This window comes from Enterococcus villorum, from assembly GCF_007990225.1.
Taxonomy (GTDB): domain Bacteria; phylum Bacillota; class Bacilli; order Lactobacillales; family Enterococcaceae; genus Enterococcus_B; species Enterococcus_B villorum.
This window is the reverse complement of sequence record NZ_BJWF01000021.1, coordinates 1-26,012: the sequence shown is the minus strand read 5'-3', so window position 1 is coordinate 26,012 and position 26,012 is coordinate 1. Positions and strand designations below refer to the sequence as shown.

The 26,012-nt window shown below is 36.1% G+C and carries 22 protein-coding genes; 15 read left to right on the top strand and 7 right to left on the bottom strand.

Features of this window, described 5'->3' with window-relative positions:
• Positions 1 to 91 precede the first annotated feature (91 nt).
• Positions 92 to 970, bottom strand: a complete 879-nt coding sequence (locus tag EVI01_RS08480) for a cation diffusion facilitator family transporter (protein ID WP_146811608.1) — start codon at positions 968 to 970, stop codon at positions 92 to 94.
• Between the two features lie 291 nt (positions 971 to 1,261).
• Here EVI01_RS08480 and EVI01_RS08475 point away from each other — a divergent pair, with 291 nt between their 5' ends.
• Positions 1,262 to 2,719 carry an NAD-dependent succinate-semialdehyde dehydrogenase gene (locus EVI01_RS08475; protein WP_010750280.1) on the top strand — a complete coding sequence of 486 codons (1,458 nt, stop codon included), beginning with the start codon at positions 1,262 to 1,264 and terminating at the stop codon, positions 2,717 to 2,719.
• A gap of 61 nt (positions 2,720 to 2,780) precedes the next feature.
• On the opposite strand, the gene EVI01_RS08470 is transcribed toward EVI01_RS08475, so the two are convergent.
• Together EVI01_RS08470 and EVI01_RS08465 are read right to left on the bottom strand one after the other, a co-directional pair.
• Positions 2,781 to 3,737: a glycosyltransferase family 2 protein gene (locus EVI01_RS08470; RefSeq protein WP_010750281.1), complete on the bottom strand. Its 957-nt coding sequence runs from the start codon at positions 3,735 to 3,737 to the stop codon at positions 2,781 to 2,783.
• Between the two features lie 187 nt (positions 3,738 to 3,924).
• A complete protein-coding gene (locus EVI01_RS08465) occupies positions 3,925 to 4,269 on the bottom strand; it encodes a PepSY domain-containing protein (RefSeq protein ID WP_010750282.1) in 345 nt (114 codons plus the stop codon).
• A 193-nt stretch (positions 4,270 to 4,462) separates the two neighbouring features.
• Here EVI01_RS08465 and pepA point away from each other — a divergent pair, with 193 nt between their 5' ends.
• The 5 genes from pepA to EVI01_RS08440 all read left to right on the top strand — a co-directional run bounded on the left by pepA (position 4,463) and on the right by EVI01_RS08440 (position 8,108).
• The gene (gene pepA, locus EVI01_RS08460; protein WP_010750283.1) at positions 4,463 to 5,542 is read left to right on the top strand and encodes a glutamyl aminopeptidase; all 1,080 of its coding nucleotides are present in this window, start codon (positions 4,463 to 4,465) and stop codon (positions 5,540 to 5,542) included.
• A 269-nt stretch (positions 5,543 to 5,811) separates the two neighbouring features.
• A complete protein-coding gene (locus tag EVI01_RS08455) occupies positions 5,812 to 6,132 on the top strand; it encodes a thioredoxin family protein (RefSeq protein ID WP_010750284.1) in 321 nt (106 codons plus the stop codon).
• Positions 6,133 to 6,153: 21 nt separating this feature from the next.
• A complete protein-coding gene (locus tag EVI01_RS08450; protein ID WP_010750285.1) occupies positions 6,154 to 6,621 on the top strand; it encodes a universal stress protein in 468 nt (155 codons plus the stop codon).
• A gap of 186 nt (positions 6,622 to 6,807) precedes the next feature.
• Positions 6,808 to 7,413 carry a YtpR family tRNA-binding protein gene (gene ytpR, locus EVI01_RS08445; RefSeq protein ID WP_010750286.1) on the top strand — a complete coding sequence of 202 codons (606 nt, stop codon included), beginning with the start codon at positions 6,808 to 6,810 and terminating at the stop codon, positions 7,411 to 7,413.
• A 263-nt stretch (positions 7,414 to 7,676) separates the two neighbouring features.
• Positions 7,677 to 8,108: a hypothetical protein gene (locus EVI01_RS08440; protein WP_010750287.1), complete on the top strand. Its 432-nt coding sequence runs from the start codon at positions 7,677 to 7,679 to the stop codon at positions 8,106 to 8,108.
• A 383-nt stretch (positions 8,109 to 8,491) separates the two neighbouring features.
• Here EVI01_RS08440 and EVI01_RS08435 read toward each other — a convergent pair whose 3' ends face one another.
• Complete coding sequence (locus EVI01_RS08435; RefSeq protein ID WP_010750288.1) at positions 8,492 to 9,781, bottom strand: S1C family serine protease; 1,290 nt, start codon at positions 9,779 to 9,781, stop codon at positions 8,492 to 8,494.
• A 434-nt stretch (positions 9,782 to 10,215) separates the two neighbouring features.
• On the opposite strand from EVI01_RS08435, the gene rlmH reads away from it, so the two are divergent.
• The 3 genes from rlmH (at position 10,216) to EVI01_RS08420 (ending at position 13,019) form a co-directional block, all read left to right on the top strand.
• A complete protein-coding gene (gene rlmH, locus EVI01_RS08430; RefSeq protein WP_010750289.1) occupies positions 10,216 to 10,695 on the top strand; it encodes a 23S rRNA (pseudouridine(1915)-N(3))-methyltransferase RlmH in 480 nt (159 codons plus the stop codon).
• A gap of 314 nt (positions 10,696 to 11,009) precedes the next feature.
• A complete protein-coding gene (locus EVI01_RS08425; RefSeq protein ID WP_010750290.1) occupies positions 11,010 to 11,756 on the top strand; it encodes a TIM44-like domain-containing protein in 747 nt (248 codons plus the stop codon).
• A gap of 324 nt (positions 11,757 to 12,080) precedes the next feature.
• Complete coding sequence (locus tag EVI01_RS08420) at positions 12,081 to 13,019, top strand: 2-dehydropantoate 2-reductase (protein ID WP_010750291.1); 939 nt, start codon at positions 12,081 to 12,083, stop codon at positions 13,017 to 13,019.
• A gap of 256 nt (positions 13,020 to 13,275) precedes the next feature.
• On the opposite strand, the gene EVI01_RS08415 is transcribed toward EVI01_RS08420, so the two are convergent.
• Both EVI01_RS08415 and EVI01_RS08410 read right to left on the bottom strand, forming a co-directional pair.
• The gene (locus EVI01_RS08415) at positions 13,276 to 15,426 is read right to left on the bottom strand and encodes a GH92 family glycosyl hydrolase (protein ID WP_010750292.1); all 2,151 of its coding nucleotides are present in this window, start codon (positions 15,424 to 15,426) and stop codon (positions 13,276 to 13,278) included.
• Position 15,427: 1 nt separating this feature from the next.
• Entirely contained in the window at positions 15,428 to 16,474 is a 1,047-nt protein-coding gene (locus EVI01_RS08410) for a GntR family transcriptional regulator (protein WP_010750293.1), read from the bottom strand.
• Between the two features lie 154 nt (positions 16,475 to 16,628).
• Here EVI01_RS08410 and EVI01_RS08405 point away from each other — a divergent pair, with 154 nt between their 5' ends.
• Genes EVI01_RS08405 through EVI01_RS08395 form a run of 3 tightly spaced genes read left to right on the top strand, consistent with a single transcriptional unit; the run spans position 16,629 to position 21,489 of the window.
• On the top strand, positions 16,629 to 17,930 hold the full coding sequence (locus EVI01_RS08405; protein WP_010750294.1) for a glycoside hydrolase family 125 protein: 1,302 nt from the start codon (positions 16,629 to 16,631) through the stop codon (positions 17,928 to 17,930).
• Between the two features lie 10 nt (positions 17,931 to 17,940).
• Positions 17,941 to 20,622: an alpha-mannosidase gene (locus tag EVI01_RS08400; RefSeq protein WP_010750295.1), complete on the top strand. Its 2,682-nt coding sequence runs from the start codon at positions 17,941 to 17,943 to the stop codon at positions 20,620 to 20,622.
• A gap of 3 nt (positions 20,623 to 20,625) precedes the next feature.
• Positions 20,626 to 21,489 (top strand): ROK family protein, encoded by an 864-nt coding sequence (locus EVI01_RS08395; protein WP_010750296.1) that lies wholly within the window; start codon positions 20,626 to 20,628, stop codon positions 21,487 to 21,489.
• Between the two features lie 148 nt (positions 21,490 to 21,637).
• Here the strand turns inward: EVI01_RS08395 and EVI01_RS08390 are convergent, their stop codons facing one another.
• A complete protein-coding gene (locus EVI01_RS08390; RefSeq protein WP_010750297.1) occupies positions 21,638 to 22,492 on the bottom strand; it encodes an RluA family pseudouridine synthase in 855 nt (284 codons plus the stop codon).
• Positions 22,493 to 22,697: 205 nt separating this feature from the next.
• Here EVI01_RS08390 and EVI01_RS08385 point away from each other — a divergent pair, with 205 nt between their 5' ends.
• The 3 genes from EVI01_RS08385 (at position 22,698) to EVI01_RS08375 (ending at position 25,736) form a co-directional block, all read left to right on the top strand.
• Positions 22,698 to 24,869: a PBP1A family penicillin-binding protein gene (locus EVI01_RS08385; protein WP_010750298.1), complete on the top strand. Its 2,172-nt coding sequence runs from the start codon at positions 22,698 to 22,700 to the stop codon at positions 24,867 to 24,869.
• A 65-nt stretch (positions 24,870 to 24,934) separates the two neighbouring features.
• Positions 24,935 to 25,276 carry a YlbF/YmcA family competence regulator gene (locus tag EVI01_RS08380; protein ID WP_010750299.1) on the top strand — a complete coding sequence of 114 codons (342 nt, stop codon included), beginning with the start codon at positions 24,935 to 24,937 and terminating at the stop codon, positions 25,274 to 25,276.
• A gap of 247 nt (positions 25,277 to 25,523) precedes the next feature.
• On the top strand, positions 25,524 to 25,736 hold the full coding sequence (locus tag EVI01_RS08375) for a hypothetical protein (protein ID WP_010750300.1): 213 nt from the start codon (positions 25,524 to 25,526) through the stop codon (positions 25,734 to 25,736).
• Positions 25,737 to 26,012: the final 276 nt, after the last annotated feature.

The following is a 26,012-nucleotide window of genomic DNA, read 5'->3' as shown; positions in this document are numbered from 1 at the left end:
TGCTTCTCTTTATATTTACCATAAAAGAGGCATCATCTTTTTTATTGATCAACCCACAAACGAGGTATCAGTTTATACTAAATATAAGGGTCTAAGCTTCACTATCAGGCTCGACATGGACATCTGTTTCAAGGACTTGAAATTTTTCAAATAATGTATTTTCAATTAAATCAGACACCGCATGACTTTCTTTTACTGTTAGATTTGGATTCATTGTGACCATAATATCAACATAGGTGTTTGATCCATACGTACGCCCTTTGATACTTTTCACACTTTGGACTTCAGGAATTTCTTCTATTATTTGTTTGTATTGATCTAATTTTTCTTGATCAAAGCCATCAGATAAAGAAAACGAACTTTCTTTAAAAATATCAATGGCTGTTTTTAAAATCAATAAACCAACGATGATAGCCGCTAAACTATCTAGCCATCCTAAATTAAAAGAAGCGGCAAAAACGGCTACAGCAGTCCCAATACTTGTCCAAGCGTCACTCAGGTTATCTTTTGCTGCTGCAAGTAAACCAGGACTTTTGACCTTAGCAGCTAATCTTTTATTAAAAGAATACACCCCATACATCAAAATAGCCGAGAGAACACCGACAACAGCTGCTGTCATATCTGGGGTCTCCATTTTTTTGTCTGCAATTGACATGATAGCAGAATACAATACTTGCAATCCAACCAACAACATAATAAAAGAAGTCACTAGGCTTGCGATATTTTCGGCTTTCCAATGTCCATAGCGATGTTCGTTATCTGCTGGCTTTCTTGAGATCCTCAAACCAATCAATACCGCCACTGATGCTAAAATATCGGTAAAGTTATTCAAACCATCCGCTCTCAATGCTTCAGAATTTGCCATATTCCCTACTGTTAATTTCAATATTGAAACAATAATATAGGCAACGATACTGATGATTGCACCTAACTCTGCTTGTTTTAATTGTTTGTATCTGTCGTTGTTCACACTTTATCACTCCAAAATCAAATATTTTACTATCATATAATATTTTCAATAAAAATCTATAAAAGTGTGGAAAATATAATGGTTTTGGAGTGGCGAAACTTTAAACTATCCCCCTCTTAAATGAATAAATAGGAGTGTCGAATCAATCATTTTTCATTTCATCAATGCTTGCGTGACTGAGGTCATTCTTAAAAAAATGATGCTTCGTATGTTTGGATGCGTATGCTTTGAGGTTTGTTTTTAACAATGTTAGGGTAGTCTTGTACCGAACATAAAGGAGGAAATAGACACATGGCAAAAACAGATTTACCAAAAGTCGAAACTCGTCTTTATATCAACGGCAAATGGCTAGAAGGATCAGAAGGCACGTTTGAAGTAGTGAATCCTGCGACAGGAAAAATTTTAGCAAATGTACAAAAAGGAGGAGAAAGTGAGACCAAAAAAGCCATTCAAGCTGCCAATCAGGCTTTTGAAAGCTGGTCGAAAACATCTCCTGCTCAACGTGCAAAATTAATGAATAAAATGGCAGATTTAGTAGAAAAAGATAGCGAGCGTTTAGCGACAATTATGACGATGGAACAAGGAAAACCAATCGCTCAAGCAACAGCTGAAATAAAAACAAATGTGGAGAATTTGCGCTGGAATGCGGCACAAGGGCAACGAATTTTAGGTGATCTTATTCCAGCACCTGCGACCAATGAATGGCAAGTTCGTAAAGAACCAGTTGGAGTAGTCGGAGCGATTACGCCTTGGAACTTTCCATCAAATATGATTATACGGAAGATTTCACCTGCAATTGCTGCTGGCTGTACGGTTATTTTGAAACCTGCAAAAGCTACGCCACTTTCTGCATTAGCTTTGATGGAACTCTTTGAAAAAGCTGGATTTTCCAATGGAGTTGTAAATATTGTGATGGGGGATTCTTCAACCATTGGCAAAATTTTGACAGAATCTGAGGATGTTCAAAAAATTACATTCACAGGTTCAACAGAAGTGGGAAAAATCTTAAACGAACAAGCTGCTTCTACGTTGAAAAAAGTCTCAATGGAATTAGGTGGACATGCGCCATTTATTATTTTTCCAGATGCTGATTTAGACTTAGCGACAGACCAGCTGATCAAAACAAAATTTATTAATAATGGTCAAGTATGTACCTCTCCCAATCGTATTTTCTTACATGAAGACATTAAAGAAGAAGCAACAAAATTGATTGTAGAAAAAATCAAAAAAGTTACAGTAGGTAATGGGTTAGCTGACCCTACTACGGGACCCTTAATCAATCAAGAAGGCGTTGAAAAAGTAGAAGAGCAAATAAAAGATGCTGTTGAAAAGGGAGCTACCATTCTTTCAGGTGGTCATCGATTAGTAAAAGGTGAATTTGCCAATGGTTTTTTCTTTGAGCCAACGGTTTTGGACGGTGTGACAAAGGAAATGGCGATCTTTTATAAAGAAACATTTGGACCAGTGATCCCATTAATCACTTTTAAAGAAGAAGAGCAGGTGATCAAAGATGCAAATGATACGGTGTTTGGTTTAGCTTCTTACTTCTTTTCTACTAATATCCATACGATTGCTAATGTCAGCAACAAACTACAATATGGCATGGTCGGAGTCAATGATACAGCAATCTCGAACTCAGCGACACCATTTGGCGGAGTGAAGCATTCTGGATTTGGTCGGGAAAATGGTACCTATGGCGTAGAAGAATATGTCACAGCTAAATTCGTGACAATACGGACGGCAAAATAATTTTTTAACACAGTAATAGGATTCTTAAAAAAGGCTGGGTTCGTCTGTCCCCAGCCTTTTTTTATTTTCGTTGTTCTTTTTTTTTGCATTCATGATAAACATGATAGAGATTTAATTCATAATCTTTTTTAGCGTTCGTGACCACAGTATCTAAAATAAGTCCTGTAACTAACGAGAGTAAGGCCAGTATCATCAAGCCAGTACTTAAAATAGCAGAAGGAACCCGAGTAATAAAATGAGTTAGCATGTATTCACGTAAGACTGGTACACCTGTAAATAGACCAAACACAAAGAAGAACAATGTCCAGATGCCAAAAAACATCAACGGTTTATAATCTTTCCACATTTTAATGATCATCATGATCACTTTGAAGCCATCTGAAAAGGTATTTAATTTTGATTCGCTTCCTTCAGGACGATCTCGGTAATCGATGGGCAATTCAACTAATTTGAATTTTTTATCCAAAGCATGAATGGTTAATTCTGTTTCAATTTGAAAACCAGAACTCATAATAGGGAAACTTTTGACAAAAATTCGATTAAATCCGCGATAGCCCGTCATGACATCACGAATTTTTGTTTTATATAGACGTGTGATCGTATTTTTGACTAAATGATTACCAAAATCATGAAAAGGGCGTTTATTTTCATCAAAGTATGTTCCATTTGAAAGTCGATCACCGATAACCATGTCTGCTTCACCAGAACGAAGCTTATCCAATAATCCATGAACAGCTTCAGCGGGGTATGTGTCATCCCCATCTACCATGAGATAATAATCAGCATCAATATCAAAAAACATTTGACGTATGACGTTACCTTTACCTTGTCTGGGTTCTTTTTTGACGATCGCTCCGCACGCTACCGCAAGTTCATAAGTACGATCTGTTGAATTATTATCATAAACATAAATCTCTGCTTCTGGTAACTCTCGTTTAAAGTCGGCAATGACAGTTGAAATCGTCGCTTCTTCATTATAACAAGGAATCAGAACAGCAATTTTTTCTTGTTGTTCCATTTTTCACTCTCCTTAAATTATCGAAAACAAAATCTCTTTTAAGAATACCGTATCACTTGTTTAAATACTAGCTCCCATAGAGAATTTTCACTTCTTTTTGATGGTGCTTACTATAAAAAGACCCCTACAAAAAAACAAATTTGTTTTTTTGAAAAAGGGATATTTATTGATTATTTACTTCATTTGTTCAATTCACTTTTTTTCTTGAAATTTCTAACACCGTACCGGTATATGCATCAGCTAAAAATTCGTAACAAACGACTTCTCCATCTTCGAGACGAGAAATACCACCACGATAGGCTTTTGAATGAATGGCAAATTTTCTGGTAGGTTCTTTTTCGAATGAAATCCAAGAACCTTCAATTGAGCCTTCTTTTAAAAATGACTCTTTGATATGATTCAAAACTTGATCAGCTGACAATGTCTTCTTGCGCTGATACCAAATCATTGAGGTAATACCACTCAACAATCCTAGACCAATACCTACAGCAAGACCGTTTTTAAAATTGCTTATTTCGCATTCTTCATACATACGTCTTACCTCCTTTTTATCCAAAAAGATTCTTCTTCATTTATTCTACCATACTCTGAGTTTTTCTATGAAATAAATAACCGTTACTTATAAAAATAAGCTATAATAAATGTGAGTGATTGACTAAGTGTATAGTAGCCAATCAACTATTATTTTGAGAGGAGCATAGTCTGAATCATAGACGAACATTATTATGGATGAAAAAACATTTCAACGTATCAAAGAGTTAACAGAGCTTCAAGGAACAAGTGGTTTTGAACAAGACATTCGTGCCTACATGCAAGCACATATGGAACCTTTAGTGGATGAATTGCAGCTAGATGGCCTAGGTGGTATCTTTGGCTTACGTCAACATGCGAATGCTGATGCCCCACGCGTGATGGTTGCAGCTCACATGGATGAAGTTGGCTTTATGCTTACTCAGATTCAAGAAAACGGCTTATTCAAAGTAGTTCCTTTAGGTGGTTGGAATCCTTATGTTGTTTCTGCACAACGTTACACTTTGAAAACTTCTTCTGGGAAAAACTATCCATGTATTTCTTCCTCCGTTCCTCCACATTTGTTACGTGGAACTAGTGGTCAAAAATCAGTTGAAGTAACAGATATCTTGTTTGATGCTGGTTTTGAATCACGTGAAGAAGCATTAAGCTTTGGGGTATTACCTGGTGATACCATCGTTCCTTTTGCTGAAACAGTCAAAACAGCAAATGGCAAAAACATTATCAGTAAATCTTGGGATAATCGTTATGGTTGCACGATGGTCTTAGAAGCACTAGAAGCACTTCAAAATGAAGAGTTGGGTCATACATTGATTGCTGGAGCAAACGTTCAAGAAGAAGTCGGCTTGCGTGGTTCAAAAGCTTCAGTCAATAAATTTAAACCTGACTTATTCTTTGCCGTTGACTGTTCAGCAGCAGATGATACAGTAACGAAAAATGGTACATTCGGTCATTTAGGAGAAGGCACGCTGATGCGTATTCAAGATCCAGGATTGATTATGTTACCAAGATTGCGTGAGTATTTATTAGATGTGGCTGAGACTAACAATATTCCTTATCAATATTTTGTTTCAAAAGGTGGCACAGACGCAGGGGCTGCGCATACACAAAATGAAGGGATCCCAAGTACAGTGATCGGTGTAGTTGGACGTTATATCCATACGCACCAAACGATGTTTAGTATTCGTGACTTTGAAGCTGCCAGAGAAATGTTGATCCAAACATTAAAAGGATTAGATAAATCAACTGTCAATACGATTGTTTACGGTAAATAATAATAACCCACTAAAAATAGACGGGTAAAAAATAATTCGTTTAGTTGAAATAAGACAACGAAATTAATAAAGCCAAAGAATACGAAAATTTGCGGTTATTTTCGTCATTCTTTGGCTTATTATTTTAGCTTTACTTGTAAAAATTTCTCCTCATACGATGTAAATAACCTACTTTAGCACAATCATCTTCATTGTTCTTGGCTAGGATTTGGTCTCTTTGACAGAAAGGTGTATAATTTATACGTAAGAATAAGAAAAGAGGGACGAATATGATTATTCCTGAAACATTAGAAGAATTAGCGGGTTACGTTGAAAAAGGAAACCATGTTTTTTTCTTTACTGCTGACTGGTGTGGAGATTGCCGTTTTATCAAACCACAAATGCCAGAAATTGAAAAAGATTTTTCTGATTGGCACTTTGTTGAGGTAGATCGTGACAAATACATAGATGTAGCCGCTGAGTGGAACATTTTTGGAATCCCGAGTTTTGTGGTCATTCAAAACGGTAAAGAATTAGGCCGTTTGGTTAATAAAGACCGTAAAACAAAACAAGAAATTGCGGACTTCTTAAATCGTGTAACAAAAGGTTAACATCTGTTAGGAGGGATCATGATGGAACAAGAATATAAACATATTTTAGTCGGCATTGATGGCAGTGATCAAGCACTTTCAGCATTTAAAAAAGCGGTGGAAGTGGCTAGAAGAAACAACGGAACGGTTTATGTCGCCAATGTAATCGATCAACAATTTTATAATTTCATGGGCTATGTCCCAATTGATCAAAGCTTGGTTGATCAACAAACGGAAACCGCCAAGCAAATGATTGAAGAATGTAAGGCTTATGGAAAATCAGTCGATTACCCAAAAATTGAAGGAATCATTGCTTATGGGTCTGTAAGAGAATCAATGGCGGTCAATTTGCCTAAAAAATATGCCATCGATTTGATCATGGTGGGGCAATCGGGATTAAACGCTGTTGAACGTTTTATGACTGGAAGTGTGTCAAGTTATGTCATTCGCCGTGCGCCTTGTGATGTCTTGATTGTTTCGGATGTAGCAGAAAAACCAGCAAACAATTAATTGAAAATGAAACGAATAGGCGCGTGATGCTTATCGCGCCTTATTTTTTTGTCACGCAAAATAAACTTCTAATATTAAAGGATGATAGAAAAACAGATGTTTTACTTTTGTAAATAAAAAAAGTCATGCACAAATACAATTTTTTTGTTAAGATAAATGACAGCAATTGATAATGGAGGAAAACACATGATTTTTGCTTACAACAAAGCACACGTTGGAGACACATTAATGGTGATTGTTTCCGATGATAAAGGAACAAAAAATACCGTCATTCGTAAATGGAATGTTGCCCAAATCAAAGATGAAGCAGGGCAGATTGTTGGCTGGAATTTTTTCCATATTTCAGATCATTTAACGATCGAAGGCAATGGACAAGTCAAACTAACAAAAGAACAAATTGCCCAATTAAACCACTTGGTCAAAGAAGCAGGTTTTGAAGAAACATTAACTGAAGAAAATGAACCTAAAATCGTTATCGGGTATGTAAAAACTTGTGTGCCACATCCTGATTCTGATCATTTATCGATCACTGAAACACAAGTAAGTGAAGAAGAAGTGTTACAAATTGTTTGTGGCGCACCTAATATTGAGGCAGGACAAAAAGTGGTGGTTGCAAAACCTGGCGCAATGATGCCAGATGGCATGATGATTTGGCCAGGTACTTTGCGTGGCGTAGAAAGTTATGGCATGATTTGCTCTGCCAAAGAATTACAAATTCCTAATGCACCAGAAAAGAAAGGAATCCTTGTTTTACCAGAAGATGCAGTGGTAGGAGAAGCTTTTTTTAAATAATAGATCGTTTGAAAAGACTTAAAAAGAAAGTTGGTCTGATTTTGATAAATGTCAAAATTAGGCGAACTTTTTTTATTAAATAATAAAAAAAATTCTTAATTTCTATAGTACGGTAAAATTCATAATAAATAATTATAGAACTTTTTGTCGTTTCAATTTCTTTTCATAAATTGGTAAGAAAAACTCACAAGATTTATTTAAGGTATTTCATATAGGGTAGCTATAATACAAATATATTAAATAAAGAAAGTGAGATGATTGATATGACAAAGAAAATTTATGTAATGGGTGCAGCTGTTGCCGTTTTGGGAGGAATGTTGATTTTAGGAAAAAACAATTCATTTGCTGAGGAAGTAGAAGATAAAAATGCAGTGAGTAGCCAAGAAGAAATGACGACTGAAACTGCTGAATCTACTTTAGGAAACTGGGAAATGGGTACAGAAACCCACGAAGAATCAATTAAAGAAGAAAAAGAATATTTCCAAAAGAAATATGGCTATGAAAATAAATTCTATACACTTGATAGTGACGATCTGATGATCAGTGATGTCGATGGAAAAGATAACCTCAAAGAAGAATTTAATCCTGTAACCGGCATATTAAGAATTACTGATCTAGATACTGGAGAAGTAGAAGAGCAAGATCATTACGAAGATATTAAACCAATCGAAGGAGCTACTCCAGTTTTTGAATAATCAAAAATGAATAGATAGAAACATAGAATGTCACCTATTAACAAGATTTTGTAAAACAAAACTAGTCTGATTTCATTCTCTGAAATCAGACTAGTTTTTTCTACTGTTTCCATTTTATTCATAAAAGAGACCATCGTTGTGAAAACCGTTATTATATTGCACACATGATAAAATGCAAATGATTCATTCATTTTAACTTTGTATGGGAAATTTTTCTAAAATAAATCTAATCTCCCTTTTACCGATTATTCTATCTTTCATTGGCATCAAAAAAGAACAGAGACATCTAGTCTTTCAAATTTAAAGCTGATTCTATAGTAATAAAAAAAGAAGCAGTATCAGAAGTATTCTGATTATTGCTTCTTTTTTCGTATTTAGCCGGCTTAGTTACCAGAACTATTTGATTGGTTTTGTTTTAATGAATTTTGATCGATGGTTAATTGAACAGTCGCTGTTTTCTTTTCTTTTCCACGATAGTATGTGATTTTCACAGAATCGCCCACTTTTTTCTGATAAAGTGCCGATTGTAATTCTACACCAGAAGAAACATCTGTATCATCAATTTTTGTAATGACATCGTATTGTTTCAAACCAGCTTTTTCAGCAGGGGTTGCTGCTTGTACATCCGTGATGATTACACCATTTGTTAAAGAAGAAGGGATTTTTAGAATTTGTTCTTTTTGTTGCGTTGAAACAGCTGAAAGATCAACCATTGTAATTCCTAGAGCTGGACGGGTCACTTTGCCATCTTTTTCTAATTGATTAATGATATTGACTACATCATTACTTGGAATAGCAAAGCCCATTCCTTCGACACTAACACCTTGAGAAGAAGCGGAAGTGCTAGCGATTTTACTTGAGTTGATTCCGATGACTTGCCCTTCAATGTTAACTAATGGACCACCTGAATTACCTGGATTAATAGCAGCATCGGTTTGGATAGCATTGATATTGACAGTTTCATTTGAGTCATTGGTACTTGTAACTTGACGATTCAATGAAGAAACAATACCCGAAGTAACGGAGTTAGCATATTCAGAACCTAAAGGAGAACCAATCGCAATCGCAGGTTCACCCACTTTCAATGCACTAGAATCGCCAAAGGAAGCTACTTTACTTACTTTATCCGCACTGATTTTTAATACGGCTAAATCAGAATAAGCATCTGTACCGACTAGTTCAGCTTTTACTTTGGTACCATCTTTTAACAAAACTTCTAACCCTTGTTGTCCATCAACAACATGGTTATTTGTGACAATATAAGCGGTGTTACCACTTTTCTTATAAATCACACCACTACCTTCACTGGAAGCTTCTAAGTTGCTGTCATCTGTACTTTCTTGTTGCTGTTGCCCAAAGAGTTGCCCAAAACCATTGCTTTGGCTTTGACTTTGTAAGTTGATGACTGAAACAACCGCATCTTGTACTTTATCTACCGCATTTGTAATATCGGAATTAACGTTTACTTTCACATTCTCAACCACAGTTTCCCCAGCTGAATTTTGATTTCCACTAGAGCTTGTGGCAGAGTTACCAGAACCCATGACCGCATAAAAGACTCCTGCTGTCAGTAATCCTCCAACAATTCCTCCAACTAAGCCCAAGCCAAGCTTGCGCCAAATTCCGTTATTTTTGTTCTTTTTCATCTTTGGTGTCACATCTTTTCTCTCCATGTGATCGTCCTCCATTTATTATTTTCTTCCACTCTATAAGTATAGACTTATTTGTTAAATTTAGTCTACTTGGAGACTATGAACTTTTTATGAAAAAGCTTAGGAAAAATCATTGCGTTCAGATGAAAAAATAAGAAAAAAGTTTTCCACAGAAGGTGTGTAGAAATCCGCGGATAAATAGCAGAAAAACAGCTATATTTTTTATCCACAATATGTGGAAAAAGTGGACAAATCAGTGTAAAACATATGTTTGCTTAAGAAATACTTATAAAATAAGAAAAAAACAAGAGAGTCATTGTGGATAAACCTGTGGATGATGTGTATAACTATGTGGGAATCTCTAAAAAATAAAAAACACAGTTTTTCTTTTAACGGTGTTTTCGTTTATAATAGAAAAGCATGTTAAAAATGAAGAGATAAAGGAGTATCTTAACTTGAACATCAAAATCATTTCAGTAGGAAAATTAAAAGAAAAGTACTTGATCCAAGGAATCAATGAATACGTCAAAAGATTAAAAGCCTATGGAAAAATTGAATTAATCGAAGTATCGGATGAAAAAGCACCTGAAAATTTAAGTGAGGCACAGATGCGTCAAGTCAAAGAAAAAGAAGGCGAGCGTATTTTAAATAAAATCAAAGAACAAGAATACGTCTATGCTTTAGCAATCGAAGGGAAGAATCCAACGAGTGAGGCTTTTGCTAAAGAAATGAATCAATTAGGTATCCAAGGGAAAAGTCAACTAACTTTCGTCATCGGAGGTTCACTAGGATTAAGTGAAGCTGTCATGAAACGTAGCAACACCCAAATTTCTTTCGGAAAAATGACCTATCCCCATCAACTTATGCGCTTGATCCTCGTCGAACAAATCTACCGAGCATTTCGAATCAATACTGGGGCGCCGTATCATAAGTGATGATATTTTTGTCCTTGAATGAGCAAGTGTTTAATTAGTAAACTATATTAATATAGTAAAAGTTCAGTGATAGTAAAGTGAATGCGTAAGGAATATTCAAATATTTTAGGATTTATTAACCATAAAAAACAGAATACGTTGCATTGTGGGGAAATTTGCTTCGTAATATTCGAATTTTAGTTATAAAAAAGTAGGTGGAGGAGTTAACTATGTCGAACTATAATGTGAATAATATTTATGCTTGAATAGCTTAATAAAATCCTATTCTAAAGACAATCAAATTGGTCATAAGTATAGAAGAAAGGAGAAATTTTATGAAAAAACATTACGTAATAATTTTTTTACTAATCTTATTCTTTTTATTTACTCTGCCGATTCAAGGATTTGCGGTGGCTGGCGGACATAGTGGAGGTTCGACTGGCAATGGTCGATCTTCTGGTGGTAGTTTTAGCGGGGGGCATACATTTAATGACTATTCAAACTCTTATCATAGAGGGTGGAGATCACAGAGATATGGGAATTATGGTTCTTACAATCTAGAAGATGAACTTTTCATGGGAATATCACTTGGAGGTATGGTCTTTTTTTCTATATTTAGAAGAAAAAAAGGCCAAGGAACTAAAATAAATGAACTATACGATTATATGCCTGGAACTAAAAGTGAGAAGAAAAAGAAGATTTCGGAAATTCAAAGGATCTTTTTTGCTATTCAAACAGCTTGGGAAGAAGAAAAACTTGAGAAGGCTAAAAGCTATTACTCCGATAAATTATTGATGGAACATCAACAAATATTGCATCAGAATAAAAATACTGGTGTAAGAAATCATACAAAAAAAATCATCCTTCAACAATTAGGGAATTATCGACAAATACGTGAAGATAGTTTTTCTATTCGGATTGATTTTAGTTGTTATGATTATGTGGTTGATCGAGTAAACAAACAAATTGTCTCTGGATACAAGCATAAAAGACAACATTTTTCGCAAGTATGGTATTTCAATTATTCTGAAAAAGAAGAAAAATGGCAAGCAGATTTTATCCAACCTCTTTCTTTAGAATAAGTTGGGGATACTAGAAGTTTTTTAGTATGTAGATCTTCTAGAATCATGCGGATGTTTTTATCATAATGCTTTCTTTTGGCAGAAGTGGTGTAATAAAATAGCAATATCCAAAAATTACTGACGAGACGATCCTCAAAATATTTAGCAAGAATAGGTTGTTTTTTGGGGTTAATTTTTGAATAACGCAGAATGATGAAAAAGCATCAAGTATAGAAAACAAGAAGTTTGATTCAAAGGAGAAATAAAAAACAACCAAACAAATAAAATTGTGTAATAAATCTTAGATAGGTATAATAAATAAAAGGCGACAAGGAGGAAGGATAAATGAAAATTGCAATTGCAGGTGCTGGAGCGATGGGTAGTCGTTTCGGTTTGATGTTACATCAAGGTGGAAATGACGTATTATTGATTGATGGATGGGCAGAGCATGTCCAACAAATCAAAGAACATGGCTTAAAAGCGGATTTTAATGGAGAAGAAGTGGTTGCTCATTTGCCGGTAGTTCTTCAATCTGAAGTGGGCAAAGAAGATCAGGTAGATTTGATTATCTTGTTTACAAAAGCGATGCAGTTAGAAAAGATGTTAACGGATATCCAGTCCTTGATCAAAGAAGACACAGAAGTATTGTGTTTATTAAATGGGATCGGTCATGAAGACGTTATTGAAAAATTTGTGCCAATGGAAAATATTTATATTGGAAACACCATGTGGACAGCAGGTTTAGAAGGTCCTGGCCAAGTGAAATTATTTGGAAATGGTTCTGTTGAATTACAAAACCTTGGAGCAGGTAAAGAAGCTCAAGCCAAAGAGTTAGCTGAAAAACTTTCAGAATCAGGATTGAACGCAATATTTTCTGAGAATATCCATTATTCGATCTATCGTAAAGCTTGTGTGAATGGTACAATGAACGGCTTATGTACAATTTTAGATGTCAATATGGCTGGGCTAGGAAAAACTTCTACAGCACATAAAATGGTTGAAACAATCGTGAATGAGTTCGCCAAAGTCGCAGAAGCAGAAAATATCCATTTAGATATTCCAGAAGTAATTGCTCACTGTGAATCCTGTTTTGATCCGGAGACGATTGGCATGCACTATCCATCCATGTACCAAGATTTAATAAAAAATCATCGGTTAACAGAAATCGATTACATCAATGGGGCTGTTTCTAGAAAAGGTAAAAAATATGGCATTGCTACCCCTTATTGTGATTTCTTGACAGAATTGGTTCATGCGAAGGAAGACAGCTTGAATGTTAACTAAACAATAAAGAAAACATGAGATACTTGGATAAAGTTTTTCTAATGAAACATAGGTTTATTTATTTAAATAGCGTGTGATTCGAGTGTCGTAAAATTGTTCAAAAGATGGTTGTTTTATCTATTTAAGTAAGTTTGTGAACTTAACTACTCAAACAACTATATGTTTAAAAGAGCAATAGAGGATCAACTCATCCGTCGATGAGTTGATCCTCTATTTTTGTTCTGTTTTGATTTAAATAGATCGCCTATTATGACAATTATTTTGATAAAGAATAAGGTAGCTCCTCTTTTGAGTGAACAAGAGGATTAGGAACGATACCTAATTTGTAGGAAATAGTCCCACCTTCTAACAAATCTTGATGAGTGAAGAAGAGTTTTTTATAGGCTGTACCGTTTCTTTTTATTTCATGGATAAATTGTTGTTGCGGGTAATTAGGGCTAGCTTCGATCGTCAAACTTTCACCATTTGACAAACGGATCACGGCTTTATCAATGAGTGGCATACCAATGACATACTCTCCAGAACCAGGGGTGACTGGATAAAAACCTAAGCTACTAAAGATATACCAACCAGCCATACTACCGTTGTCTTCATCTCCAGGGTAGCCTGTAGGCGTATCGTCAAAAGTTTGAGTCAACAATTGTTTAATTAAAGGCTGTGCCATTTCTGGTTTACCAATATAGCTGAATAGATACGGATAATGGAAACTTGGTTGATTGGAAATGGCGACTTGTCCAAATTCAATGGCTGCCATTTCGCTCATTTCATGGATTTCAAATCCATAACCGCCTACTTCAAAGGTAGGAGCTTGGTTACATAGTTCGATCAACTTCGCTTCAAATTTCTCGGAACCACCATGAGCATTGATTAGTCCATCGAAATCGTGGTACACAGCAAAACTACTTTGCCAAGCACTTCCTTCTGCATAATCTTGTCCCCAGCGAGTAGAAGAAAATGGGGTACGGAAGGTGCCGTTGGTATCTTTAGAACGCATAAATCCTGTTTCTTTATCAAAGATATTTTGATAATTTAAGGCTTGTTTTTGATAATGTCGGGTTGTCTCAGAATCTTTTAAGCCTTTTGCGACTTGGCTAATACAAAAATCGCTATAAGCGTAATCAAGTGTGTGGTTGATGGACTCATGATAAGTGTTTGGAACATAACCATATTTTAAATAATCAGTTGTTCCTTGACGTCCATAATTTGATTTCTCACTTTGAACCGTTGCGCCTTTTTTCATAGCCTCTAAAAAATCGACCATTAAATCTTTTCTAATACCTTTAATCGAAGCGTCTGCAATTACTGCATCAATCAATGTACCGGGCATCAAGCCACGTTCATCTGGTGAAAGCCATTTAGGCAAGAAGCCGGTTTCATAATAACTATTTAAAAATCCTTCTAACATTTCTTCATATTTTTCTACCGCAATTAAAGAATAAAGTGGATAGACGGTTTTATAGGTGTCCCAAAAACCATTATTTGTATAAAGCACGCCGGGTTTTACCGTTCGACTTGTCGTATCATAGTGGATCTTTTGCCCGGTTGCATCAATTTCATAAAAGGTCTGAGGGAATAAAAAGACACGGTATAGATTATGATAAAACGTACGTAATTGTTTCGGATCGTGATGTTCAATTTTTATGCGATCAAAATAATTCTGCCACTGCTTAGTACTATCAGCTAAGTACTCTTCAGGTGTTTGGTTGATCTCTTGTTCTAAATTAAAGGACGCTTGTTCTTGGCTAATGAATGATGTGCCGAATCGAACAATCTGTTTGTCTATATTGCCAAAATAAAGTGGGATCGAAGCGGCTTCGTTATGTTCAATTGACAAAAGCGTTTTTGATTGAAGTGGTTGATCAAAACGTAAAGTAAAGTAAAAAGTAAAGTTAGGATCTTCTGAACCAGCAAAATGGGTTACTTGCCCTTCAACTGTGTAATCATCTTTTTGAACGATACGATGTTTTCCAGGAAATGACAAAAGTAAACCGCTCTCATTTTTGTGAGAATCAATCGTCAAGATGCCTCCGTACATGCTAGGAATCATCGTGGAAGAAATCGCATAACGAGATTGATGAATCGTTAAGTGCGTCGGACAGAAAGTACTTTCTTCTGGACGGTAGGAACTTTGGGCGTGGAACAAAGTATTTTCGGTTAAAGAACCATTGAACGGCGTCAGAACAAAATGACTGAAATCACCCATCCATGGACTTGGTTGGTGCGTCAAACGATACCCTTGAAAAACACGATCATTAGGATGGAACCACCAACTACCTTTTTGATCAGTAGTTTGTAGAGCAAAGTAATTCATTCCAAAAGGAACCCCAGTATAAGGCTGGCAGTTCCCATTGGAAAATGTTGCTTGGTTTGCGGTACCGTGGCGTGTATCAATATGTTGGATATTCATATTAAATCTCCTTTGTTGAATGTCGTTTAATAAATGAAACGGGGTAACTAATGTCACTTGGAATTTCTTTTGTTGTTAACCAAGTAATTAAAGCGTTGCCTGCAAGTTCCCCCAATTGGTGAAAGTCTTGCGCAATTGTTGTTAAAGGTGGATCAACCAAAGCAGCAGCTTGAATATCATCAAATCCAATAATCGAAAAATCATCAGGGATACGATAGCCTTGTTGTTTTAGCTGGTTCATGGTTTGAATGGCCACAAGATCATTCTCACAAACGAATGCAGAAACTTGATATTCATTAATATAAGTAAGCAATGTTTCCAGTGACGTACCTTTTGCATCTAAGGTGGTATGGAAAGGTAGTTTTGCTTTATCTAGGGCTTCCAGATACCCTAAATAGCGTTGTCGGACAGATTGTGGATGCGTTTGTTCGCCAAAGAGGTAGGCAATTTTTTGATGACCTTTTGCAATCAAATGAGAAGTGGCTAAAGCGCCACCTTGGAAATTATCTGAAAGTACCGTTGGAAAAGGTAGCTCATAGATTTTCTTATCTAAAATCACAACGGGAAATTGCTTCAAAGATAATTCAAATAGCAAATCAAGGTGTTGATCCACATCAAAGGCATAGTAAATTAAGCCATCAAATTCTTGCATGATTACTTTAGCTGTTTTATTGGATAGAAAATCAAGTGTCGTCATCATGACTTCTAACTGATTTTCTTGCATGACTGGGTTCAATCCTTTGGTAAAATCTCCGACCGAAAGATCAGATAAAAAAGGTAGTAAAAAAAGGATACGACTATTTTTGATGACTGTTTCTTTTGCCTCTTCAATCGAAGAAGATTTGACAAAACTCCCTTTTCCTCGTACACGATAAATTAAACCTAATTGTTCTAATTCAGTTAATGCGCGTTTTGAAGTGATACGACTCACTTGGTACTTTTGAGAGAGTTCCTTTTCTGTGGGAACTTGACTATCAACAGGCAATGAGCCATCCGCTATCGCTTTTTGTAAGTCATTAAATATTTGTTGGTACAATGGTTGATTCATTCAATCACCTTCTTATAAGATATATCATATATAAATCATAGCATAAAATGTAGAAAAGTAAATAAGAAAAATCTCATTTTGAAAGCGTAGACATTTCTTCTTTATCAAGGTATAATCCTCTTATGATATATCAATTGAGAAAAGAGGAAGTTAGATGGTTTATAAAGACATACCAAAATCAGTGCAAAAATTTATGGATGAAATAAAAGAGAAGTGTGGAGAAGAACATGCTGATTGGGCCACCAATTTTTCAGCGGCCTTTGCTAATACGTTATTAACAACTGTGAAAAGACACCCAGATGGAACAACGTTTTTATTAACAGGAGATATTCCTGCCATGTGGCTACGTGACTCTACTGCACAAGTTCGTCCGTACTTAGTGATTGCAAAAGAAGATGAGGATCTAGCTGCGATGATTAGCGGCTTAGTAAAAAAACAATTTGACTACATTAATATTGATCCTTATGCAAATGCGTTTAATGAAGAAGCAAATGGTGCAGGCCATCAAAGTGATCATACAGAAATGAATGATTGGATTTGGGAGCGTAAATATGAAATCGATTCCTTATGTTATCCTGTTCAATTAGCTTACTTGTTATATAAAAATACGGGACGTACGGATCAATTCAATGCTTCATTTATTGAAGGTATCAAAAAAGTCTTGCACGTGTTTAAAACAGAACAAGATCACCGTCAATCACCTTATACTTTTGAAAGAGAGACGACGAGAAAAGAAGATACATTAGTAAATGATGGTCGAGGGACAGAGGTTGTCCCAACTGGAATGACTTGGTCGGGATTTCGTCCAAGTGATGATGCTTGTCAGTTTGGGTATCTAGTTCCTTCCAATATGTTTGCAGCGGTGGTTTTGGGTTATATCGAAGAAATCTTTACGAATCTTTTGGCAGAAGAAGAAAGTGCGAAGGAAATTATCGAAGTAGCAGCAACCTTAAAAGCAGAGATTCAAAAAGGAATTGAAGTTCATGCATTCACTAAAAATAAAAACGGCGAGCAAATCTATGCTTATGAAGTGGATGGGTTAGGTAACGCCTCTATTATGGATGACAGCAATGTACCTAATTTAATCTCTGCTCCATATCTAGGTTATTGCTCTTCTACGGATGAACAGTATCTTGTGACGAGAAAAACATTGTTAAGTAAAGAAAACCCTTATTTTTATGAAGGAAAATATGCAAAAGGCATTGGCTCTTCACACACGCCTGAAAATTATATTTGGCCGATTGCTTTAGCAATGGAAGGTATGACCACTGAAAGTAAAGAAGAGAAAAAACGTATACTTGATTTACTCGTCGCAACAGATGCTGGCACACATCTCATGCACGAAGGATTTGATGTGGATGATCCAACTAATTACACAAGAGAATGGTTCTCTTGGGCAAATATGATGTTTTGTGAATTAGTCATGGATTATTTTGATATTCGAGTGGAAAAATAGGAGGAGAAAAATGAAAAAGAAAGTATATATCATTTCTCACAGTCATTGGGATCGTGAATGGTACATGGCTTATGAACAACATCATATGCGTTTAGTTGAATTGATGGATGACCTTTTGGAATTATTTGAAACAGATCCGGATTTTGATAGTTTTCATTTAGACGGACAAACGATTATTTTAGATGATTACTTGCAAGTACGTCCAGAAAAGAAAGAAGCAGTCCAACGAGCTATTGACGCTGGCAAGCTTCGAATTGGACCGTTTTATATCCTACAAGATGATTTTTTGATCAGCTCAGAATCCAATGTTCGTAATATGTTGATCGGGATGGAAGAAAGTAAAAAATGGGGAACGCCTGTCATGTTAGGGTATTTCCCCGATACATTTGGGAATATGGGACAAACTCCGCAAATGATGAAACAAGCCGGATTATCAGCTGCTGCATTTGGTCGTGGCGTGAAACCAATTGGCTTTGACAATCAAGTATTAGCAGCAGAAAACTATTCTTCTCAGTATTCTGAAATGTGGTGGAAAGGGCCAGATAATACCGAGATTTTTGGCTTACTTTTTGCCAACTGGTACAGTAATGGAAATGAAGTGCCTGTTGAAGAAGAAGCTGCCAAAGCTTTTTGGAATCAAAAATTAGCCGATGCAGAGCAATATGCTTCTACTGACCACTTGTTAATGATGAATGGTGTAGACCATCAACCGGTACAAAAAGATATTACAAAAGCAATAAAACTTGCTAATGAATTGTACCCAGACTATGAATTTATTCATTCCAATTTTGTTGATTATCTTGAAGCAGTTCAAAGAGACTTACCAAAAGACCTTGGATCCGTAGAAGGAGAATTGACCAGTCAAGAAACAGATGGATGGTATACTTTGGCAAATGCCGCTTCTGCACGAGTTTATTTGAAACAATGGAATACGAAAGTGCAAAGACAACTCGAAAATATTGCTGAACCATTAGCAACAATGGCCTACGAAGTATCTGGTGAATACCCACACGATCAATTTGATTATGCCTGGAAAACCTTGATGCAAAATCATCCGCACGATAGTATATGTGGTTGCTCTGTTGATTCTGTTCACCGTGAAATGATAACGCGGTTTGAAAAAGCGGATGAAGTAGGAAAATATTTAGCAGAAGAGGCCATGAGAAAATTAGCTGGGGCAATTGATACAAGTCAGTTACCTGATAAGAGTTATCCTTTCTTAGTCATGAACACAGCAGGAACCCCCAAAACAGGCGAAACAGAAGTAACGATTGAATTAGAAAGAAAACGTTTTGCAGAAGGTGTTCCAGAAAAACTATATGCGGAATTAGAAAATCAACCACCAAAAACGTATCATGTAGAAACAGTGGATGGAAAATATTTGCCTGCTTTATTGTCTGAGGCATTTGTGACATTTGACTATGATTTGCCAAAAGATCGCTTTAGGATTCCTTATATGGCTAGAAAAATTACTGTCACTTTGCCAGTTAATGAAATGCCTGCTTTTTCATGGGAAACATTCCTATTAGTCGAAGGACCTGCTGAAATAGAAAAACAAACAATGATCCAACATGAAGGACGAGTATTAGAAAACCAAAAAGTCCGTTTGGAAATTCAAACAAATGGTACAGTAACCTTATTAGACAAAACGACTGGGGTACAACTAGATGAATTGTTAACTTTTGAAGATGTTGGTGATGTCGGTAATGAGTACATCTTTAAACAGCCTGAAAATGACCAAGCAATTTTATCAAAAGACAACGAGAATAGCCAAGTGGAAATTGTGACGGATACCACTGAATTAGCTCAAGTGAAAATTACGCAACAACTATTTGTTCCAGTAGCTGCAGATGAACGGTTAGAAAAAGAACAACAAATGGTTATCGAATTTCGACATCGTAAAGCAGGGCGTGCAAAAGAAATGCGCATGTTGGAATTAACAACTATCCTTTCTTTAAGAAAAGATAGCAAGAAAATTGATTTTGAAACGATGTTGAATAATCAAATGAAAGATCATCGCTTGCGTGTACTATTTCCAACAAAGTTACATGTGAAACAACATGAAGCGGACAGCATTTTTGAAGTAGTCACTCGACCAAATGAAGTGCCTGAAGGATGGGAAAATCCAACGAATCCACAGCATCAACAAGCATTTGTCCGTTTAGCAGATGAAAAATATGGTGTAACTGTGGGGAATTATGGACTAAACGAATATGAAGTGATTGATCATAGTATCATCGCTGTGACTTTACTTCGTTGTGTGGGTGAATTAGGGGATTGGGGTTATTTCCCAACTCCAGAAGCGCAATGTATTGGGGAGCATCGCTTTAACTATAGCATTGAATTGCATGAACCAACAGAAAAATATGCAAGTTATCAGCATGCGTATAGCGCTCAAATTCCTTTTTCTACTTGTCAAATGGCCATTCAAGAAGGAGAACTACCACAAAAAAATCAGTATTTGACTTGCGAAGGGGAAACGTTTGCAATTACTGCTTTGAAACGTAGCAAGTTTAATGATAAAGTAGTGGTGCGAGGATTTAATTTATCTAATTGTACCGAGCCATTGGAAGTTACCAAAAATGGCCAACGCGGCGAATTGTTGAATCTGTTGGAAGAAAAAGTTGAACAAACGTTGGCTCCGACACTAACACCTTATGAAATTCGGACAATTGGATTCGAGGAGGACTAAAAAATGTATGGTGGAATAGAAGCAGGCGGAACAAAATTTGTTTGTGCAGTATCAAATGAAGGCGGTATCGTTAAAAAAGTAAGTATTCCTACAACAACACCCGAAGAAACATTACAGCAAGTATTTGCATTTTTTGATCAATATGAATTAGATGCGATGGGAATCGGATCATTTGGCCCAATCGGTATTGATCAAACGACAGATAGCTATGGGTATGTGTTAGCTACTCCCAAAAAAGGCTGGACGGATTACAACTTTTTAGGCAGTATCAAAGAACGCTATGATGTTCCAATTGCATGGACAACTGATGTAAATGCAGCGGCGTATGGTGAATTAATAAAAGGAGCCGCTCAAGGGAAAAACAGCTGTATTTATTTGACTGTTGGCACAGGAATTGGCGCTGGAGTGGTTATTGGTGGAGATATTTTTTCTGGGATTGCCCATCCGGAAATGGGACACATTTGGGTGAAACGTCATCCAGAAGATACGTATGAAGGAACATGTCCTTATCACAAAGATTGTTTGGAAGGCTTAGCAGCTGGACCTTCCATTGAGGCACGCACAGGAATCAAAGGACAGGAGCTTTTACAAGATCATCCAGTTTGGGACATGCAAGCATTCTATATTGCTCAAGCTTTAATCAATTATACGCTGACATTAGCACCTGAAAAAATTATTTTAGGTGGCGGAGTAATGAACCAAGATCATTTATTACAAAAAATCCGTCAACAATTTGTTGAATTAATGGGCGGGTATATGGAAACGCCAAAAGTGAGCGATTATATTGTTCGTTGGGGTCTGCCTAATGAAAGTGGGATTATTGGTAGCTTATTGTTAGCAGAAAAAGAACATAAAGCGACAAAATAACAGGAAACAATAGAATAATATTATATATAGTAGAAACAAAAAACGGTCTGTCAAAACATAGTTGATGGACCGCTTTTTATTTGTGGCTGAAACTAGTGACTTACTTTTATAGTAACAATTGAAAATAAAGGGATTCAATTGTTGCTCATCACCATAAACCAGGAAGTGCTCTGCCAATGAGCTTTTCATGGGTGAAAGGGTGGATCATGTGTAATTCGAAAGCATGAAGCATTAGTCGTTTGCCTGGGCGGTTTTGATAGAGTGGGTCACCGACAATAGGATATCCATTATGCGCCAAATGCACCCTGATTTGATGGGTTCGACCAGTTTCTAATACACAATAAATTTGAGTTTGTTCCTTTAATACTTGATCAACATAAATATGAGTTAACGCAGATTGACCATTCTTATTATCTACGACTCGCTTTCTTCGATCGTGTCGATCACGACCAATCTTATCTTTTAAATCCAAATTTTGTTGGATGCTTCCCCAGACGAGTGCTTGATAACGGCGATATATTTTTTTTTGCTCCAACATTCTGCCAAGTATCGGTAAAACAAAAGGATTTTTAGCAAATAAGATTGCTCCGCTTGTCTCTTTGTCCAATCGATGAACGACATAGGGACGTTGGTCTTTTTTTCTTAAATAGGCAGCGAGATGATTCAACAAAGTATTTTTTTCCGTGGGCTCATTTGGATGAGTCTTCATCCCAGCAGGTTTATTTAGGATGATCAAATGCTCATCTTCATACAATGGTTGAATGTGAGAGGGTTGGCCTAATTGAACTTCTTGATAGTGATAATCCGTTTCTTCAAAGCGCAAAGTAATACGATCGCCACCACGGACTTCGAAATGAAATAACGCTGGCTCTTGATTGATCCATACGTTTTTTCGTATACGCAAAAAGTGTCGAACTTTTCTAGGAACCAACCATTCTTGTTCCAATAAATTTCGAATCGTCGTCATGGGATGAGATTCAGGTAAAGTGATCGTGATGTCCATAAATTTACTCCTTCGTAACCAAAATGCAGTACTATTGTACCATTTTTAAAACTTATTTAAGAAAAAAGTGAACTATTTTTGGTATTTCTTATGCTAAACTATCGTCACGAATAAAAACAATTCATCTACATCTTAAGCAGGAAGAATCAACTATTCTCCTGTGGTAAAATAAAGCAATTGAATGAAATAGACAGGAGAAGGATAAATGGATTTTCAAAGCATTTTAAATAAAATAAAAGCTGCTTTGATCAGTTTTTGGCGTTGGATCAAACCCTATTTAGGGCAATTCCATCGATGGCGAAAGCGAGTTTGGAAAAAATATCATATTAACAAATTGATCCTATTGATCGGGTTAGTTTGTGTGCTAATTCTTAGTATTTATCTCTTTATTTTAGCGAAACAAGCAAATGTCGCAACGTTGAAATCTGGCCTCAGTCAGTCTACGGTGATTTATGATAAAAAGAACGAAGAAGCAGGAACGCTTTATGCACAAAAAGGAACGTATGTGGAGTTAAATGCCATTTCCCCTTACATCCAAGATGCCGTGATTTCCACAGAAGATCGAAATTTTTATCAACATCCTGGATTTGATATTAAAGGGATTGCACGTGCTGCAGTACGCATGGTTCTTTCTGGAGGGACTTCTGGAGGTGGCGGAAGTACGATCACTCAGCAACTAGCCAAGAATGCTTATTTAACACTTGATCAAACCTTTGATCGTAAAGCAAAAGAGCTATTTTTAGCAATTGAGATTGAAAAGAAGTATAGCAAAGAAGAAATTTTAACAATGTATCTCAACAATGCGTATTTTGGTAATGGGGTTTGGGGCGTACAAGATGCTTCAAGAAAATATTTTGGTGTTGATGCAAATAATGTCACTCTCTCAGAGGCAGCAACATTAGCGGGTATGTTAAAAGGTCCGGGTATCTATAATCCTATCGACCATCCAGAAAATGCCAACAACCGGAAAAATACGGTGTTGAGTGTAATGGAAGAAAATAAAAAGATAACGAAAGAACAATACCAAGCGGAAAGCAAAACAGACATCAGTCAATACTTAAATGACACCTTTGACAATTCTGAGTCTGGGTATCGCTACCCTTACTATTTTGATGCTGTGATTGATGAAGCAGTGAATAATTACGGATTAGATGAAGAAGATGTCATGAATAAAGGCTATAAAATTTATACCTCGTTGGATCAAAATTATCAGAAACAGTTAGAAGCAACGTATCAAAACAATGCATTGTTTCCAGCAAATGCTTCAGATGGTGCAATGGTTCAGTCTGCCTCAGTGGCATTGGATCCACAAACAGGAGGAGTAGAAGCCCTAGTAGGACGACGTGGTGAACATGTTTTTAGAGGTTTTAGTTTTGCTACACAAATGAAACGTTCACCTGGTTCGACTATCAAACCGCTCAGCGTCTACGCCCCCGCTTTAGAAGCAGGATATACACCAGCAAGTATCTTGAAAGATGAACCGCAATCGTATTACACCGCTCATAATTTTAATGGAACTTATCAAGGTGACGTGCCAATGTATCAAGCAGTGGCACAAAGCTTGAATTTACCTGCTGTCTGGTTGCTTCATGAAATCGGACTCCAAAAAGGCTATGATAAAGCGGAAGAATTTGGTTTACCATTGTCGAAATCAGATAAATATTATGGATTAGCTCTGGGAGGCCTAGAAAAAGGGGTTTCACCAATGATCATGGCTGGTGCTTATAGTGCGTTTGCAAATGCTGGTAAAATGTATACACCACATCTGATTACTAAAATTGTCGATTCAACAGGTGCAGTCATTGTTGACAATACAAATCAAAAACCAAAACAAGTTATTTCAGAAGAAACAGCCAATCAAATGACTGCGATGTTGCTAGGAACTTTTTCAAATGGAACGGCGGTTGCTGCAAATCCTGTTGGCTTTACGGTAGCAGGCAAAACGGGAACAACAGAAACTAATTTTGATTCTACTAAAGCAAACGATCAGTGGATTGTAGGCTATACTCCTGATGTAGTGATTACTACTTGGATGGGCTACGAAGAATCCAGTAAACTCCATTATTTAGAAGGAACCAGCGGAAATGTCGTAGGGAAAGTCTTTAAATCAGCAGCTGAAGGAATACTTCCTTATACAGAAAAAAGTAGTTTCCAAGTAGCTGATGCTTATGCAACTGGCGGAAAAGTAGTAGCTGCTGATCAAGTGAATAATCAGACACAAACCGATGATGACACAGAGCAATGGAAGGAAAATCTAAACCGTTATGGTGAACAAGCAAAAGATGGGCTCAAAAATATTGGTGATATGGTGAAAGATGGTATGAAAGGGTTAGGTGAAGCAGCCAAAAATCTATGGCGTAAATATCAAGGCCAGTAACGCTTTGAAAACGAATAAACAAATGTTACAATAAAGTGAATACATCTATAGAAAAGAGGCTAACTATGTCAAATATTTATGATAGTGCAAACCAAATCGAACGTGAGATTCGTCAATTGCCAGAATTTAAATCTTTAGAAGAAGCATATGCAAAAGTAAAAGCAAACGAAGAAGCCCATCGTTTATTTAAAGATTTTCAAGCAATGCAAATTGAGTTACAAGAAAAACAAATGAGTGGCCAAGAATTTAGCGATGAAGACGCAATGAAAGCGCAAGAAATGGCAATGAAAATTCAATCAGAAGAAGTTATTAATGATTTGATGCAAAAAGAACAGCATTTCAGCACAATCATCAATGACTTGAATCGTATTATTATGACGCCTGTTAGAGATTTATACAGCGAATAAAAGGTTAGTTATTGAAAAATGGACATTGAGTCAAAAAAAAGATGGATCTAACATTTTTTGTTGGATCCGTCTTTTTTTATAGGAAGAAATAGACTAAAATAAAGCATAAAAAATTTTCTTATTTTTCATGGATAATTAAAGAATACGTGTTAACTTTGTATAGAAAAAAGGGATCGTTAATATTAAAAAAATGCGGATTGAACGGAAATGGATTCCAAGTTACTTAATAAAATGAAGGAGTGAAGGGATGAAAAACAAAAAATTTTCTTGGAAAGATTTTTGGGAAATCAGTGGTTCTTATCTTTTTACCATTATTTTGCTACCAGCATTTTATTCTTTGACAACGAATCAATCATTGATGACAGTTTTTAGTGACAAATATTTAATCGATATTTTCATATTATTTGTTTTAGTCATCCTTCCAGTGGCAATTTATAAAGGAATAAAGCATAGGAAGTAACAAAAAAGAACTTATAAACAAAAACTATCCGAATCTATCAGGAGCGAGATACAGAAGAAGTAATCGAAAAAATAGAAGAGCAATTAGGAAATAAACAATTATAGAGAAAAATAAGGTTTCTCTAAAATTAATTTTTACCTTGACCTTTTTTTTGGTTAATGGTAAAGTAATTGACGTTGCTAAAAACGTGAAAATGTTCATGAAATTTATTTAGAAAAATTCATTGACAACTGTTTTTATTAGTGATAAGATAACTAAGTTGTTAAAAAAGAACCG